The sequence below is a fragment of the Paraburkholderia sp. FT54 genome, from assembly GCF_031585635.1.
Classification (GTDB): domain Bacteria; phylum Pseudomonadota; class Gammaproteobacteria; order Burkholderiales; family Burkholderiaceae; genus Paraburkholderia.
In genome coordinates this window covers 210,375-227,813 of the sequence record NZ_CP134198.1, presented here as the reverse complement: position 1 = coordinate 227,813, position 17,439 = coordinate 210,375, and the positions used below count along the sequence as shown (strand labels likewise).

At 60.9% G+C, this 17,439-nt stretch carries 9 protein-coding genes and 4 pseudogenes; 10 read left to right on the top strand and 3 right to left on the bottom strand.

Going from position 1 to position 17,439, the window contains the following annotated elements; genetic code table 11:
• Window positions 1-103 precede the first annotated feature (103 nt).
• A pseudogene (locus RI103_RS38065) lies at window positions 104-1,140 on the bottom strand (GlxA family transcriptional regulator).
• Between the two features lie 104 nt (window positions 1,141-1,244).
• On the opposite strand from RI103_RS38065, the gene RI103_RS38060 reads away from it, so the two are divergent.
• The 6 genes and pseudogenes from RI103_RS38060 to RI103_RS38035 form a co-directional block, all read left to right on the top strand.
• Window positions 1,245-1,799 (top strand): Tautomerase enzyme, encoded by a 555-nt coding sequence (locus tag RI103_RS38060; RefSeq protein ID WP_310819743.1) that lies wholly within the window; start codon window positions 1,245-1,247, stop codon window positions 1,797-1,799.
• Window positions 1,796-2,269, top strand: a complete 474-nt coding sequence (locus tag RI103_RS38055) for a hypothetical protein (RefSeq protein WP_310819742.1) — start codon at window positions 1,796-1,798, stop codon at window positions 2,267-2,269. The genes RI103_RS38060 and RI103_RS38055 overlap by 4 nt, the downstream gene beginning before the upstream one ends.
• Before the next feature lie 36 nt (window positions 2,270-2,305).
• A complete protein-coding gene (locus RI103_RS38050) occupies window positions 2,306-2,527 on the top strand; it encodes a hypothetical protein (RefSeq protein ID WP_310819741.1) in 222 nt (73 codons plus the stop codon).
• 59 nt (window positions 2,528-2,586) lie between these two features.
• Window positions 2,587-2,925 carry a hypothetical protein gene (locus RI103_RS38045; protein ID WP_310819780.1) on the top strand — a complete coding sequence of 113 codons (339 nt, stop codon included), beginning with the start codon at window positions 2,587-2,589 and terminating at the stop codon, window positions 2,923-2,925.
• Between the two features lie 80 nt (window positions 2,926-3,005).
• Window positions 3,006-4,184 (top strand): annotated as a pseudogene (locus RI103_RS38040) (IS30 family transposase); the annotation flags it as partial.
• A gap of 18 nt (window positions 4,185-4,202) precedes the next feature.
• Window positions 4,203-4,493, top strand: a pseudogene (locus RI103_RS38035) (IS3 family transposase); the annotation flags it as partial.
• 236 nt (window positions 4,494-4,729) lie between these two features.
• Here the strand turns inward: RI103_RS38035 and RI103_RS38030 are convergent.
• The gene (locus RI103_RS38030; protein WP_310819740.1) at window positions 4,730-10,255 is read right to left on the bottom strand and encodes an AAA family ATPase; all 5,526 of its coding nucleotides are present in this window, start codon (window positions 10,253-10,255) and stop codon (window positions 4,730-4,732) included.
• 700 nt (window positions 10,256-10,955) lie between these two features.
• On the opposite strand from RI103_RS38030, the gene RI103_RS38025 reads away from it, so the two are divergent.
• On the top strand, window positions 10,956-11,264 hold the full coding sequence (locus tag RI103_RS38025) for a hypothetical protein (protein ID WP_310819739.1): 309 nt from the start codon (window positions 10,956-10,958) through the stop codon (window positions 11,262-11,264).
• Between the two features lie 420 nt (window positions 11,265-11,684).
• Window positions 11,685-13,097, top strand: a complete 1,413-nt coding sequence (locus RI103_RS38020; RefSeq protein ID WP_310819738.1) for a sensor domain-containing diguanylate cyclase — start codon at window positions 11,685-11,687, stop codon at window positions 13,095-13,097.
• Between the two features lie 221 nt (window positions 13,098-13,318).
• Here RI103_RS38020 and RI103_RS38015 read toward each other — a convergent pair.
• Window positions 13,319-13,945 (bottom strand): annotated as a pseudogene (locus RI103_RS38015) (tyrosine-type recombinase/integrase).
• Between the two features lie 791 nt (window positions 13,946-14,736).
• Between RI103_RS38015 and RI103_RS38010 the strand changes: the two are divergent.
• On the top strand, window positions 14,737-16,011 hold the full coding sequence (locus tag RI103_RS38010; RefSeq protein ID WP_310819737.1) for a RimK family alpha-L-glutamate ligase: 1,275 nt from the start codon (window positions 14,737-14,739) through the stop codon (window positions 16,009-16,011).
• Window positions 16,008-17,102 carry a 3-phosphoserine/phosphohydroxythreonine transaminase gene (serC, locus tag RI103_RS38005; RefSeq protein ID WP_310819736.1) on the top strand — a complete coding sequence of 365 codons (1,095 nt, stop codon included), beginning with the start codon at window positions 16,008-16,010 and terminating at the stop codon, window positions 17,100-17,102. Before RI103_RS38010 ends, serC begins: the two co-directional genes overlap by 4 nt.
• The last annotated feature ends 337 nt before the right edge of the window (window positions 17,103-17,439 follow it).

Here is a 17,439-nt window from a genome sequence, read left to right as displayed (position 1 = left end):
TGCGTATCCCTATCTGTTGCAGATACGTTGAGATACAAAAAGGGCAATGCGGGAAAGAGGGAGGGAAAAGACGAGGACTGCGGCGTGATGATCTTGCGACGCGTCAGCCGTCGTTGCGGTCTGACCCCGCCTCGATATTTGCCGCCGCGGCACGCGAGAAGCGCATTTGATATTCACCCGCTGACAGCCCGGTCTTGCGCTTGAACAATTGCCGAAATGTGCTGATATCGCCATAACCGACCCGCTGACTCACCGTCTCAAGCCCAATTGGCCGCGTTTCCAGCAACCTTTTCGCGACCTCGATGCGCAGATTCTGCAGATACGCCAACGGTGCGAGCCCGACGGCTTCGTTGAAACGGCGATTGAGCGTGCGTTCGCTGACCGCAAGCGACGCCGCCAGATCGCTCAGCCGGAATCCCTGCTGCAGCGTAGCCTCCATCTGCTGCTGGCGCGCGCGACGAGCGTGTCGGTATGCCCATGTTCGTCGAGAAGCGTTGCAAAGGAAGCCTGCGAAGTCCGGTTCATATCGATCAACAGCGCCTTCGCGGTCATCGTGGCGAGTTCTTCGCCGGCGAATGTTTCGACGAGCCGCACCGCGAGATTCAGATACGACGTCACGGAACCGCCCGAGATGATGCCGTCTTGCGCGATCAGCAGTTCCTGTGCGCGAACTTCGACACGCGGATAGCGGCGCGCGAAGTCCGCGGCTCTCGCCCAGTGCGTCGCTGCGGCGCCGCCATCCAGCAGGCCCGCCTCGGCGAGCAGGTAGTTGGCCGTGCAATAAGCCGCCAGCACGGCACCTGCCTTGCGTTGACGCCGCAGTGCGGAAGACAGCGCGTTCAACTGCTCGCGGCGCCCGATGAACTCGTCGATGTTCGAGAAAAACGGTGCCGTCAGCAGAACGGCGTCCGCCCGTTTGCGCGGGTCGATCTTGCCGTCGACGTGAATGATCTGGCCCGACGCAGCCGTGACGGGTTGCCCGTCGAGAGATTCCACGCGCCATGCAAACACGGGCGGGGATGTCGTGCCCGGTGCAGCCTTGCGCGCATGGAACTGATTGGCCGCGCTGAAGACGTCAACAGGGCCCGCGACGCCGGACGCGAGGATTCCGTCATAGACCCAGATGCGGACGATGGCCATTGCGTGTCTGAAATTCCCTGAATAATGGCGATGCTGCCACTTCCGGCCGCACGAGAAACCCCGGTCATGGCCACATCCAATGACCTGAAAGCAGGAGCAGCACCATGCCAATGATCGATGCACTGTGGCCCGAAGACGCCTTGACACCCGAGGCCGAAGCGCGCCTCGTCAAGGAACTGACCGACATCCTGATCAAGGCGGAAGGGTACGATCCCGCCAATCCGATCGCACAGCGTGTCACCGTGTTCCATCTGCATCGGCCTGATGCGATCTACATCGGCGGCGAACGCACGAACACGAGACGTTACCGGATCAGTCCGTCTGCGCCCGAAGGGCAATACACCGACGAATCGCGTCGCTCGCTCGTCAGAAACGTCACGGAAGCGGTGGCGCGCGCGGAGAACCGGCCGTACGATGACGTTGCGCCGCGCGTCTGGGTCTTCCCGACCGAGATTCCGGATGGCGCATGGGGGACGCGCGGGGCGATCTGGATGCTGCCCGATATTCATGCGCTGCTGGCGGGCGAGTCTGAGCGCGGCGCGGGCGTTGGACGCCTCGCGCGACGCCGCCTCGAAAAGGCGCGCATCACGCTCGAAGCAGCGCTCGATGCCTCCAGCGCAGGCATGACGAACAAACCGCAACTGGAGCGTCCAGCATGAAATTCAACGACACAGCCCCCGTGCTGGCGCCCGCAGGCGGTCCGCCGCTCTGGCTGGCGAGGCTCGCCGAAAACGCGACGCTCGAAGCCACCGTGCTGAAGCGTCTGATCGAGGGACGAGCCGATATTCTCTCCGTAATCAAACACGCGGTCTCGCTCTACGAATTCCAGCATCACAGCTACAAGGGCGAGATCGGCAACGGTTTGTACATGAAATCCTATCGGTCGCAGATCCAGGGCGTGCCGATCGAAACGGTGGTCGTCGCGCATCTGAACGAACAGGGCGAGACGGATTCCGTGGTCATCAATCATCGCCCGCTCAACGCAGCGCTGCTGTTTTCGAAACGGATGGGGGAACGCGTCGATGAGCGCTTCCGAGATTGCTATCTGACGGGACCAGAAGCCGCAGCGCTGAATACGGCACCTGGTGTGGCCTCGCGCCAGCCTCCTTGTATTGAAGAGTTGCCGTAACGAACGACTACCGATCGAAGCAGTGAGGATTTTGCGATGACTGATGCACTTGGTGGCGTACGCGAACACTATCGCGCGACCGGCCTGACCGATCGGCTGAAGATCGCACTGACGGTCCCTGGGCCGGAAAATCACCCGCTCACACCACAGCAACTGGGCGCCCTCGACCACTTTCACCCGCATGGGCTTGCTGCCACCACCGATATTGCCCAACTGGCCGGAATCTCTGCCGACATGTCGGTGTTGGACGTTGCGTGAAACGCTTTCTTCTGAATTTGACAACAGCCTCTGTGCTGGTCGCTTCTGCTGGAGTCTCCATGGCGCAAACCACTCCGATGCCGACCACGCCAACCACGAAGATATTGGCGATTAGTATCTTTCCGCCGGGCACGGACATGCAACTTGTCCAACGCATTCTTCCGACCGAAGTTCGCGATACGGCACAACTCTACCTCGAGGGCAAGATTGACCAGTGGTATTCAATGCAAGACCGGGCTGGGGTGGCGTTCATCCTGAACGTTACGGACGTCAGTCGAGCGCATGAAATGCTTGAGGCACTTCCCTTGGGGAAAGCGCACTTAATGATATTCTCGCTGCTCCCAATCGGCCCACTGAAGCCGTTGAGTAAGCTTTTGAATCCGCCGTCTCCCCAGTAGAAAGCGCTAAAGCGTATTGGGTTGCTGCGCCGCCGGTTTTCCTGGAGAAACCGGCAACGCGGGCAGACTATCTCGCCGTTGTGGCGACGAAGGCGGTGGTAGACACAGACGGGCAACGTCATGACGCGCGTGAGCCGTTTGACCACGCCACGGTCCAGGGCGTCGGAATACGCGAGATCGCTCGCCGTATCGGACGCAGCCCGTCAACGGTCTCCCGGGAACTGACACGTAACGCTGCAACTCGCAGCGGCCAGCTTGATTATCGGGCTTCGGTTGCGCAGTGGAAGGCCGAACTGGTTGCCAGAAGACCCAAACCGTCGAAACTGGTGACTAACCCACGGCTGCACCACTACGTGCAAGACCGTTTGGAGGGCAAGGTTCGCGATGCGGATGGCCGTGCGATTGCTGGGCCTCGGCAAGCGCCGTTCAAAGGGAGAAACAAGCCGCATCGCGGTGACCGTAAATGGGCTAATGGCTGGTCACCCGAACAGATTTCCAAACGGCTGCAGTTCGACTTCCCGGATGACGAATCTATGCGCATCTCTCACGAAGCGATTTACCAGGCTCTCTATATCCAGAGCCGAGGTGCCCTCAAGCGCGAACTGGTCAGCTGTCTTCGCACAGGGCGGGCGTTGCGCGTACCGAGAGCCAGGGCACAAGCCAAGGCTTGGGCGCACGTTAGCGAGGATGTGATGATCTCTAGCCGGCCTGCAGAAGTGCAGGATCGTGCCGTGCCAGGGCATTGGGAGGGTGACCTGATCATCGGCCTGAACCGATCTGCTATTGGGACGCTGGTGGAGAGATCAAGCCGTTTCACCATGCTCGTGCACCTGCCTCGGGAGAAAGGCTATGGGTTGACTCCCCGAACGAAGAACGGCCCCGCGCTGGCTGGCTACGGAGCTGTCACGATGGCCAATGCGCTCAAGAAGACCGTGACTGACATGCCTGCCCAGTTGTGGCGGTCATTGACCTGGGATCGTGGCAAGGAACTATCCGATCACGCCCGCTTCACCGTCGAGTCCGGGGTAAAGGTATTCTTCGCCGACCCGCACAGTCCATGGCAACGCGGCACGAACGAGAACACGAACGGCCTTCTGCGACAATACTTTCCAAAGGGCACAGACCTATCCAGGTGGAGCGCTCGAGAGATCCAGGCCGTTGCCAATGCACTGAATACCAGACCCCGGAAAACACTTGGCTGGAAGACACCTGCCGAAGCTCTGGACGAGTATCTAAAATCTGTTCAACAATCTAGTGTTGGACGACGGGTTGAATCCGCCCAATACTGCGCTCACGCATATCAGGATCTCGTCGGCCAGTTCCGCATGCAGGCGTCAATGAGTCGACGAGGAAACTGCTTTGACAACGCGCCGATCGAATCGTTTTGGGGCACTCTAAAAAGCGAGCTGGTCTATCATCGACGCTTCGCCACGCGCGATGAAGCCAGGCGAGCCATCAGCGAATACATCGAGATGTTTTATAACCGACAGCGCACGCAGGCTCGTCTAGATTACCTGTCACCCGTAGCATTCACGCAGCGATACTATCTGAATCAGGTCGCTGCTTAACCCGTTGGCGTCCACGCGTCTCGACCGACCTCACTTCCGGTGCGGCAGCACGACGAACCAGGTAGCCGTTGAACAGCTTCGGTACCTCGTACAACTAGCGCCTGCTTGATCATGACTTCCAGGGGCAGACTCTTGCGAACACCATCGATCCAACCCGACAGTCCGAAGAGGCGATCACACGAGTCACGTTGACGGTCGCCAGGAACGGACCGGGCTCGCTCTCCGGACCCGCAACGTCATACCGCAGCATCTGGCCGGTGGTGGTCGGGGCGAACGACCTCGTCCCGTCCTACAGGCAGGGTGAAGTGAAAGACGGCACCCCGTGGTTCATTCGTGGAGGTCCACAGCCGCCCCCCGTGAGCCTCGATGATCGAACGGCAAATCGTCAGGCCCATGCCCATCCCGCTGGCCTTGGTCGTATAGAAGGTCTCGAACAGGCGTTCCGCATGCTTCGGGTCCAGGCCCGGGCCCGAATCCCGCACCGCAACGAGCACGTAGCCCGCCTCGACTTCCCCGGTCCTGATCAATAGCTCTCGCGCTCCCTCGCTGACTTCGGTCATGGCCTCGACGGCATTGATGATCAGATTCAGGAGCACCTGTTGCAGCTGGACCCGGTCGCCGTGAATGAGCGCCAATCCGTCCGCGAGGTCCGTCCGCACCGTGACATCGTTCTTCACGGTTTCGCCACGGGTGAGTTCAATCACCTCTCGGATCGCCTCGTTGATGTCCAGGCGATCCGTCAGAGGCGGCGCCTTCTCGACAAGGGCACGGATCCGGCCGATGACCTCGCTCGCGCGCCGACCCTCTTTGACGATGCGCGAAAGCGCGTCGCGTACTTCATCCAGATCCGGCGGTCGATGGCCGAGCCAGCGTATCGCCGCCTCGGCGTTGCCGATCGTCGCGGCGATGGGCTGCTTTACTTCATGGGCAATCGAGGCTGTCAGTTGCCCCATGGTGGCGACACGGTTTGCGTGCGCCAATTCCCTCTGCACGACGCGCAAGGCCTCTTCGGCCCGCTTGCGCTCGGTCAGATCGAGCACGAAGCCGACACCCCGGTTCCGGGCTTCATCAAAGCTCGCCGAGCCGACGAGCACGGGCACACGACTGCCGTCTTTCCTGAAGTACTCCTTTTCATAGGGTGCCACGCGCCCGGTCATCTTGAGTTCTGGAGTCCAAATGCGTTCATGCCAATCGCGCCATTCTGGGGGCGTCAGCTCAGTCCAGCGCAGGCGACCCGCGACGAGATCCTCGCGGTCGTATCCCACGATCCGGAGAAACGCGTCATTGGCCCCGAGGATGGGACCTTCAAGGTCCCAGAAGAAGATCCCGATGATGTTGGCATCGACCAGGCGCTGGATCTTCGCTTCGCGCTCCGCGAGGTCGTGGTACAAACGGGTGTTCTCCAGCGCGATCGCCGCCTGGGAGGCAACCAGCCGCAGCACCGAGATCCGGGTCGGCGTGAACACGCGCGCAGCCAGGTTGTTTTCGAGGTAGAGCACGCCGATGAGCTTGCTCTGGTTGACCAGGGGCAGGCAGAGAATGGACCGGGCGTGACGCTGCCGGATGTAAGGATCCGCGGCAAATGCGGGTTCGGCCGCGGCGTCGTCGAGGATGATGGCCTCCTGCGTGCGAAGGACAGTCTGGACGATCGTCTCGGACAGCGCCGATGCGCTCAAGGCCTGGTCGCGCAGCCGTACGACAATTGTATCGCCACTCGTTATGGCTTCCGCCGCGATTCGCTGCTCAATCCCGTGTGACAGAATCAACAGGCCTCGTTCGGCTCCAGCATGCTCGATAGCCGTACGCATGAGCGTGTCGAGCAGCTTGTCCAGCAGGATCTCGCCTGAAACGGCTTGCGACACTTTGAGCACGGTCGCGAGATCCAGATGCTCGACCGGTGCCTGGATCGTGCTCGTCGGTCCGGCTACAGGCTCTTTCTCGCTCAGTTGGGGATAGAGCTGATCAAGTTGCCGCACCTTCCCATCGGCGCCCCAGCTCAGGTAGCAACGCCGGGCGTTTCGCAGAAACGCGTCAGCCATCGTCGGAAAGCCGCGCGCCGTACAAAACCCTGCGGCGCGTTCGTGAGCCAATGCCTCGTTCTGGATGAAACCATCCGAGCGCGCCAGTCTGATGGCCTCTTCATAGAGGCGTATCGCGTCCAGGTCACGGCCTCCGAGCCGTGCAATCTCGGCGCCTACCAATGCCTCGCGGTTCGCGAACGTTGCGGGACAGTTCTCTGCCCAGACCGCGAGCTGCTTGTGATGACTCGCCAGCGCCTCCAGGTGCTGAGGTCGCTGCTCGGCCCCGTTCAAATCGCAATGCGCCGCCCACGCGAATGCCCCATAGAAATGATATTCAGCCGATTCAAATTGGGTCGGAGTTGTCCAAAGCAGTGGAGCCGCTTTCGATACAGCCGCCATGGCAGATGCCTCGTCGCTGCCGTAGATGCTCGCTTGAAGCCGGCGAATCCAATAATAGGACGCGCCAATGGCCAGCCGGGGATTGTTCTCGAGGCGTTGCTCGAAGCGGTGCTCGTCGAACTCCGCGTCATTGAAGGAGGTGAAGTCCGGTGTCTGTCCACGGAGCATCCGGATGAGCCTGAGCTGCCCAGTGATGCAGTCACACACGAGACCAAACCCTATTTTCCGCGCAAATTCGAGCCCATGCTCGGCCTCTCGCTCGACGTCGCTGAGCGAATCTCCGGTGGCAATCCGGTTTGTGATCACGTCGATGCAGCTATACGCGGCATAAGACAGGTCACCGGCTTCCAGCGCCGCCTCAAAGGCACGCCTCAGGAAGGCGAGAGACGTCTGCAAGGGCTGAGTCCAGTGAGCAACATGGACGGCGAAGACCAGGTAGACGCGGGCCCTGAAGCGGCCCAGCCCACGCTTCTCCACAAGGTCCAGGCCAAGCCTGCCAAAGCGGAACCCGGCCTGATATTCGCCGAAGTACGTCCCCAGGACGCCGCCCAGCCATGCATAGGCGAGGCATGAACCGTCGCTGTTGCCGTGCTCGAGGCTGAGGGTCGCCATCTGACTGACGACAAGCCGGAACAGATTCAGGTTCGTGAACAAGGCCGGCGATGTGAGTACCGTGAGCACATCCATGGTCGCGCATCGCTCTGGATCTCTCATCAGCGGCAGGTCAAGCAGTGCTTCGATCGAGCCCTCCCCCAGGTATTGCCATAATCGATCATAGGCCTGGCGAACGTCCTCCGCCGTTGGGTGCGACGACCACCGGTCGTCAACCCGGCGGAGATACTCCACGCCGACCTCGACAGCGCTGTCACTCTGGTCCAAGGTAGTGTAGAGATTGATGCGCAAGCAGGTGGCGGCCGCAGCGTCAACCATGGTCTGTGCGCGAATCGACAGCATGGCGAGCCGTTCTTCCGCCGATGCGGACTCTCCGATCAGGTATTCGCACTCGGCGCAGTTGAGCTCGAGGTCGAAGGTGAGCCGGTAGCACTGTTCCCATCCGGTCTCTGCCACCAACGCGCGGCCGGCGGTGAAATACTGCAGGGCCGCATCATAAGCGGTTGCCCCCTTGGCACGCTTGCCAGCCAAAAGGTTGAGCTGGGCGACCTGTTCGCGCTCCTCCTGCGTGTTGATCAGTGCCGCGCCGCGTCCAAACTGGTTCACAATATCGAAGATGTTTTCCTCGAGGTCCTCCGCGGACGTCCGGGTCGCGAGAACGCGGCCAATCCGGAGATGCGCCATCGCCCGCGCGTCTTCGCGGATGAGCGCATACGCCGCCTCCCGGATACGGTCGTGAAGGAATGTATAGGTGCAATCCGAGCGCGCGACGAGGCCGGAACGCACAGCGTCCCACAGCGCTGCGTGCGTCGCCTCCTCGCCCTCCGCGTGCACCAGAGCGAGTGTGTCCGCGTTTGCGACATTCCCCAGGCAGGCCAGCTGTCCCAGGGCTTTCCGACTCGCTCGGGGCAGGCGGCGCAGCTTCGCCGCCATGAGATCCGCGACGTTGTCGGTGAATCCCTTGAGGCGGATGTGGGGCAGGTCCCACGTCCAGGCCGCCATGCCGGAATCGAATGTCAGTAGTTCCTGCTCGGCCAGGGCGAGCAGGAACTGGATCGTAAAGAAGGGATTGCCAGCCGTCTTCTCGAACATGAGTTCAGCCAAGGGTCGTACGCGCCCTGGCTCCATGTGCAGCGCATCCGCCAGCAGCCACGCCACATCCTCCGGACGGAGGGCCGCCAGCACAATCTCCCGCACCCGCCCGCCGGCGCCGCGGAGTCTCGCCAGCGTTCGCGCTAGCGGGTGCGCGGGACCGACCTCGTTGTCACGGTAGGCCCCGACCAGCAGCAAGTGGCGCACGTCCGGGTGCGCAATCAGATGCTCGATCAAGTCAAGGGTTGCCGGGTCCATCCACTGCAGATCATCGAGGAACAGCGTTAGCGGGTGCTCCGACCTGGCAAACACGCAGAGGAAACGCCGGAATACCATCTGGAACCGGGCCTGCTGGTCCTGTAGCGGAAGGTCAGGGGGCGGAGGCGGCTCACCGATGATGAGAGCCAGCTGGGGGACGAGAGAGACGATGAGCTGGCCATTCGGACCCAGCGCCTCCCGGAATGCGGCGCGCCATTGGCCCATCTCCGTGTCGCTCTTGCCGAGAATCTGTGAGACAAGGCTCCGGAAGGCCTGAGCCAGCGTCGCATAAGGGATATTTCGTTTGTACTGGTCGAATTTGCCTGATGCGAAGAGCCCGCGGCGCGCCACGAGCACCTTATGCAGTTCATTGACGACGGCGGACTTGCCAACACCGGAATAGCCGGAAACCAGCACCAACGCCGGGGTACCTTCGTTGGCAACACGATCGAAGGCGCTGAGCAAGGTCGCGATTTCGCGCTCTCTCCCATACAGCTTTTCGGGGATCAGCAGCCGGTCGGGGATGTCGCGTTCGCCCAGCGGAAATGGATTGACCTGGCGAACCGCTTCCCATGCAGCCAAACAACGGCGAAGATCATGCTGGAGGCCAGCCGCCGTTTGATAGCGTTCCTCGGCCGTCTTGGCGAGCAGCTTCATGACGATGCGCGAGACTTGCGCTGGAACGCGCTTAACCCGCTCGCCCGGCGGTACCGGCTTTCGCGCAATATGGCAATGGATCCACTCCATCGGCTCAGATGCAGTAAACGGCAGCGAGCCAGTGAGCATCTGGTAGAACGTGATGCCGAGCGAGTAAAGGTCGCTGCGCGCATCGATTGAGCGATTCATCCGGCCAGTCTGCTCCGGCGCCATGTAGGCGAGCGTGCCGGCAATGTTCTCGGGCGGTGCGGGCGATTGGCGCTCGCGCGGCAGGAGTGTGGCGAGGCCAAACCCCGTGAGCCGCACTGATCCGGTTGATTCGTCGACAAGGATATGGGCCGGCTTGACGTCCTTGTGGACAAGGCCGTGCAGATGGACTTCGCCGAGCGCCGCAGCAATGCTGACCGCCAGCCGCACGAATCGGTCCGTTTCGAACGGCCTGCCCAGCAGCCGCTCGAGTGGCTCGCCGCCAGGGTCCGCGAATACCAGCACGGTCCGATCGCCTTTACGCACGAGTTCCAGCGGCCGCACCGCCCATGCACTATCCAGCTGGTCCTTTAAGGCGTATTCGTGGAACAGGCGATCCTGGCCGGCAGCCGTCGGAGGCTCGCCGGTGGACCACGTGGCTAGCACGGAAGTTCGCGTGCCGTCGACCGTTACCTGCCATGTCCTGACGAAGGCACGGTCGCCGTCCTTTCCCAAGACCTCGAAGGTGCTATCCACGACTGCACCGACCTCATAAGTCAGGTTCGACTGCTGGTCTCCGCCGTCGAGCCGGTTGCCACGCCAAGTGGAGAAGGCGCGTCATCCGCGTCGGCGGGTCAGAACTGTAAGAAGTTAGTCTGCCACAGCTGAAGGCGTCTGTTCGATGTTTCCAGGCGAATCCCAAGAACTCATATTGGTTCGGATGCTGAACGGTCTCAATAGCGGCTGGCCGTCTGTTTCGAGGTTGCACTGCCACTCTGCGACGGTCAAAGCGGCCGTCCGGCAGGATTGGTCGATCGTTGTCAGCTGAGGAACTTATACCGGCCGTTGACCCGTTGATGAACCAACGACCGCAATGGCCGATGACGGAGCATTCGTCTTCGACAATCGGAAGGCCGGTTACGGGCCAGAGCCGGCGCCCGAACGTCCAATCGACGACGCATGTGAACGGCGGGTTGTGGCCGGGCCCGGTCCGACGCATGACCAACGGCGGAGCACGCCATCGAGCAGACCGGATCCGGCTCAAGTCGACCGTCGCCGACATTCAGATGTCGGCGCTGGTTAGGCGGCTATGGGTGCTTTCCGGCCGTTCGCACTGCAGCCGCAGCGATTGTCAGATTCCATCGCTGCGGTAACTTCTTGCCGGCAGAAGCCCCGCGTTTGTAAGGTCGCTGTGCAACACTTTGATGTCACGCTATCGTCGATGCAGGTGAATGCGATGGATCAGCCACGTACTGTCATTACCGTCCCCATTTTTTGCGCCGACTCGGCTGCGGTGTGGTTTTCCGCCTACGGGTTCGGCTGGGGATACTGCGCCTTCGCCTTGGCATTTGAAGTCGTTCGCGAAGAGCTTGGCGCCCGCAGTGAGACTGTACAGGAGGTGCGACTCGCGTTCGAGTTGAACAAACGCCGAATTCTAAGGACCGTGCAACAATTTGGAGCAGCATCTGCATCAGGCGAACGCATAACGCTCTCGGTCGCAGATCTTCAGCGCGTGACGCCTGAACTCGACTACTTCGGAGCATAAATGCCCACAGAATGCGCTTGCCTGACCTCTGTCTGAGAGCGATCGGCCGCATGCGACCCGTCAGCGACAAGGTTCATCGTCCCAGCGTGGCGGCTTTCAAGCGCGCACCGGTCGTTGGCTAGCCGAAGGGCGTGCTTTGCTTGCGAGCTGATGACCGACTAATAGCGCGAATCGACAATCCAAGGAGTCTTGTCGCAGCGGTGTATCGATGCTTCCATTGCCCGGGGAGTGCCTGACATGTCCGATTGGACCTGGTTCGCGGCAGTAATGAAAAACACCGCGTTGGAATTGAACGGACAAAGGCGACCCGCCTGAGGGGCGGCCGGGGCTCAAGAAGTTCCGCATACCGCCGTCAATACGGAGGCTTCCCTCTGCGGCAAGGGTTATAGTGGCGCCCGCCACACTTGCGCCTCTTTTCCAATGCAAACGACGCTTATCCACCTGCCGTCCACGCACCGACACAAAGTTATGGTCGGGGTTGTCGCCGTACTTGCGACTGCCGCCGCCGCTCTGGTCTGGCCATACGCCAAAGATTCGGGCCCGGTAGTTCCGCCGTTTCTCCCGGTGTTCTCAACCTGGGTTACGCTGACCGAAGCCCTGACGGCCCTGCTACTGTGGACACAATACGCCGTCTCGGGCAGGCTGCTGTTCGCGGCGCTCAGCGGCGCCTATGCGTTCACCGGTGCCATCGCCGCGATCCAGTTGCTGGTCTTTCCGGGCGTGTTTTCGCCTACCGGCCTGTTAGGCGCAGGACCGCAGACGGCGGTATGGATCTGGGTTTTCTGGCACGGCGGCTTTCCCGCGTTGGTCACGGCATCCTTGCTCGCTCGGTCGGTTCCGGCGAGCTTGACGCACCGTGCTCGTGCCAGAGCCGTCGCAGTTGGCGCCGTCGCTGTGGCGGTCGGACTGTGCATCCTCGCCACCGCCGGACAATCTCACCTCCCGCCTTTGGTCGCGACATCTGGCTCGTACACCCAGTTGTCGGACAGCCGAGCAGGGCTCGTTGTCGAAGCGCTCTGCCTCGCGGCCCTGCGGCTGCATGTGTCGACGACCCGCGTGCGCTCGTTGATGGACTTGTGGCTCGCCGTCGCGCTCCTCGGCGCGCTCATTGACGTGACGCTCACCCTTTCGGCGGGCGCGCGATACAGCGTTGGGTGGTACGCAGCGCGTGTAGCCTCGATGGTGTCATCGAGCGCAGTGCTTGGCATGCTCATCTACGAGACCACGGGCCTGTACCGGCGACTGTCAGAGACGCACCGGAAACTCGTTGAGACCTCTGCACGCGACGGCCTGACCGGCGTTTTCAACCGTGCCTATTTTGACGACCGGTTCGCGCGTGATTTTTCATTAACTTCGGCCCGCAATCAGTCGTTTTGCGTGTTGCTGATCGACGTCGACCATTTCAAGCAGTACAACGACACGTTCGGACATATGGCCGGCGACGACTGCCTGAAGCAAGTCGCGGGGGCACTATCAGGCACCCTGCGGCAGCAGGGCGATTTCGTCGCGCGCTACGGTGGCGAAGAGTTCGTGGTGGTTCTTCCGGCTTGCGAACCGGCGGCGGGACTGCGCGTCGCGCAGTCGCTAAGAGCCGCTGTCGAGAAACGTGGGATCCGATCGGCATCACCTGGCAGGGCATCCGTCACCGTCTCGGTCGGCCTGGCCAGGACGCTCCCAGATCCGCCCGAGTCGGCGCCCGCGCTGTTGGGACTGGCGGACACAGCCCTATACCAGGCGAAGGTACGCGGTCGCAATCGGGTAGTCGACGCTACCGAAATTGCCGAACAGCAGTCTTTCTCCGAAAATGACGCTTCCCATCGTTTCGGTCATTAAGCGCATCTCGCACGGGTCAGCAGGCCTTCGTTGCTCAGGCGCTCACCGGGGTCGGCAGCGGCGCATAGTGGGCGATGTGGCCCAGTCACTGCATTGACCGATATTCGAGGTTGGGGCATCGGACGGGAATCGAACTGAAATCGGCCGTTCGAGTGGCCACTCTGTAACTTGGGCGAGCGGCAACATGGCCGGCTAGCGTCCGCTCGCCGGCCATGTTGCCGTCAGACCTCGGTCTGCTCCGCCATCTCGAGGGCATCGTCGACTTCAATGCCAAGGTAACGCACTGTACTTTCGAGCTTGGTATGTCCGAGCAGTAGCTGCACCGCCCGCAGGTTCTTCGTTCGCCGGTAGATCAACGAAGCCTTGGTGCGGCGCATAGTGTGGGTTCCGTACGCCGTATCGTCGAGTCCGATCGATGCGACCTACCCATGAGCCACTCTGGCATATTGTCGTGTCGACAGATGCGGCGACGCATGCAATCGGCTTGGGAATAGATAGTCGGTAGACTTCAATTCCCGCGCCCCAATCCACGTCTCAAGGCTCTGACGAGTCTGCTCCGTGATCTCGAACTGAACCGGTCGTTGCGTCTTCTGCTGCATTACCATTGCCCGCGATCCGACGTGGGCGCCTTGGCAGACGTCTTGCACCTGCAGCCGCGTCAGATCGCATGCCCGAAGTTTGCTATCAACTGCGAGATTGAACATAGCCAGCTCGCGAATGTTCGAAGACATCTGGAGTCGGGTGCGAATCGCCCAGATTTCCGGAAGCTTCAACGGCGGCTTCTGGCCGGTGAGTTTGCCCTTGTTCCACGGCACACGGTTGCCTGCGCGACCATTCTGCGTTTCCATGATGATCTCCTTCCAGTTGAAGGGAGATCCAGTGTGCGTCTCGCAGTGGAAGCAACGGTCGCTACCCGACCCGCAGCCGTCCGTCGCGGAGTCGAGCATGCAACGTCCCCTAGCGGAGTGGTTCAGTCTCCGCGTCCCGTCTCTCGATCGCAGCTTGGTCCAAGCAGCTCTCGGCGTCTCGTCGCGTGCAGCACAAATGACGCGAATGCCATAGCCGGAGGCCGTGCGCCAGATAAAGTCAGTCGCACAAAGGGCACGAGTCGCACCGACATGTGGCGCTCGATGCGCGCCGTGATCTGGCTGCCGTAATCCAGGACAATCATCTATGGCTCAAACCTTTCTCTGTGAAAGCTTGTCGCTTCTTGTTATTTGAATAGTTGTGAGTAGAGGGCAAATTGCCGCTCTATTCTCCGGTTCCGGATCTGTGTGCCACTCGTATGATGGCTCGTCATGGAAACAATGCAGCCACCAGGGCACTCTGCCTCTACAGATGGCTGCGATTTCTACCGAAGAGATATATGCCGATTACAAGACCACGTGCCGGTTCGCCAGGTTTGTCATTGATAGTCAACAACTCCAGCACTGCCGTCTCTCCGTCGAAGCAAGAAGCCACGACGGTTGAGCGGATGGAGGCGGGATGGTTCGAGCAAGAAATCGGGCTCATCAGCGAGATGCGGCCCTCTGCCCGCGCCACGACTCCGGAACGCCGCGACTGATCCGAACTGCTCACGCCGATATCGCGATAAGCGCACTGCTGCGCTTCCCAGATTCATTCGACCCGACCAGCAACAATGAACACAGTCCAAGTTCCACCTTCCCCTGACGCCGAGCATCCGTGGATGCACCAGCCAATAGGGCTGGCTCCGTTGCTGCGCGCAGCGACTGCAGGGCAGGATCTGACGCAGTTGGGCGCATTGCTGCTCGATCACGTGAGGCAGCACGACGATCCCTACGCGCTGCTCGATTTGTCGCTTGTCTTGCAAATGAAATACCAGAAGGAGAGTGCGCTGGCGGTCCAGCAGCAAGCGTTGCAGATGACCAGGCATTTCCGGTTGAGGCGCGCCGGCACGTTACCGTGTGCACTGAAGGTGCTGGTGCTTAAGGCTCCCGGCGATCTGATGGCGAACACACCCCTCGAATGTCTGCTTGAGAACGCCGATGTGCAGATTGACGTCCTGTACGCCGATGCGCGACCGCTCGCGAACACCGCGTTGCCCGAGCACGACGTGATCTTCGTCGCGGCGTGCGCATCGGATGAGTCAGCGGATGTACTTGCGCAGATTTCGTCGATGGTGAGCGGCACCGCCTGCCGGGTCCTGAACCGGCCTGAGCATGTGATGAAGACGATGCGCGATACCGCATATGCCACTTTGGGCGCGGCGCATGGTATCTGCATGGCTCGCACGGTACGCTTGTCGCGCGAGCAAGTCGGCCAGGCCGTTTCGGGCGCACTCAACCTGCCCGAGGTGCTGAAGAACGACTACCCGTTCATCATCCGGCCGTTAGGATCGCACGCCGGAACAGGACTGGAAAAGATATGCGACGAACAGGCGCTTGGCAGCTATCTGGAGAATTCGGAGGCCAAGGAGTTTTACATGGCGCCCTTCATCGACTACAGCAGCGCAGATGGCCTGTTCCGCAAATACCGGATCGTCATGATCGACGGAAAACCGTTCGTTTGCCACATGGGCATTTCGAAAGACTGGATGGTTCACTACCCCTACGCGGAGATGATGGCCCACGCGAATCGACGCGAAGAAGAGGCGGGCATGATGGCGAGTTTCGATGCCGAATTCGCGGAGCGTCATCGCGATGCGTTACGCCATGTCGCCGAACTGACCGGTCTCGACTATGTGGGCTTCGATTGCGCCGAAGCGAACGATGGCCGACTGCTCATATTCGAAATCGCAACGGGAATGGTCGTGCATGACATGGACGACCCGGAACTTTTCCCTTACAAGGTGCCGCAAATCCGGCGAATCGCACACGCCTTTGAACAAATGCTGCGCCGCGCCGCGCCGCGCTCGCAATTTAAGCCCAACCCGACGGCTGTGGAGGCCTGGTGAAATCCAATGCATTGAATTTTTCCGGGGGGCCCGGAGCGCTCCCCGAAACTGTGCTTGAACAGACGCGAGTCGCGATCTCCGCTTTGCCGGAAACCGGTATTTCCGTACTTGGCATGAGCCACCGTTCGGACTGGTTCCGCTCGATACTGAACGAAGCCGAATCGAATTTGCGCGCGCTGCTTGGCATTTCCGACGACTACGCGATTACCTTCCAGCAAGGAGGCAGTAGCCTGCAATTCGCGATGATTCCGATGAATTTCGCCGGGCGCGCATTCGCGCCGCCGGAATACGTCACCTCCGGCTATTGGAGCGGCCGAGCGACATCGGAGGCGGAGAAGGTCACCAGCAGAAAAGTGGCGTGGGACGGGCGCGCAACCGGGTATCGTCAATTGCCCGATCTCGGTCAGTTAGATATCTCCAATTCGGCTGCCTATTTGCATTACGTGTCGAACGAGACTGTGGAAGGTTTGCAATTTCCGCATTGCGAAACGGCGACCAGTGTGCCGTTGATCGCGGACATGTCATCCGATTTTCTGTCGAAGTCGATCCGGCCAGACGCTTACTCTATGATCTATGCGCACGCGCAGAAGAACCTGGGACCGGCGGGCGTGACGGTGGCTGTAATCAAACGTTCGTTGCTTGAACGGATTCCAGCGGGTTTGCCAGCCATCCTCGATTTCCGCACTCACGTGTCGCATGGTTCCAACTACAACACGCCACCCGTCTTTGCGATCTACGTGTTGACGTTGGTGACGCGCTGGCTGCGATTCGACGTCGGCGGTCTCGAAACGATGCAAAGCATTAATGAAAGAAAGGCAAAGAGGTTGTACGACGCGCTCGACGCATTGGAAGGGGGCGTGACAATTCACGCGGACCGTCGCTGGCGTTCGCAGATGAATGTGGCGTTCACGTTCGGCGATTCGCGGCTCGACAGTGCATTTATAGACGCAGCCCGTGAACAGGGTATCGTCGGAATCGAAGGGCATCGTTCAATTGGCGGTCTGCGGGCGTCACTTTACAATGCTGTTACCGATCAGGCTGTGGAAATTCTCGCGAACGCAGTGACTGAATTTAGCCTCGAGCGGATTTGAACAGCCGAGCAGCCGTCGCAGTTTCACCTGTTCTGCAGCAGCCCGCCAGTGATCGGGCCAAGCACGCGGACGCGGTCTCGTGCATGCGATCGACGTCCTGCGTCCGCTGCTTAATGCGGCAATCTGGGACTGCTGGCGAAATCAGCCTGTGGCTGGGGCCGGAGAAGATGACCGGACAGCGGTGACGGAACTGTCCGAGACGTTATCGGACGTCCGCTTCCAAAGGCCCAGCCGCCGTTCAACTGTCACAGAGACAGTGTGCCCCAAGGACCGCTTGTGGCCGAAGAACGAAGCCGCTCGCGCGGTAGGGGGCTCCGGCTAAGCGCGGCGGTTCGTG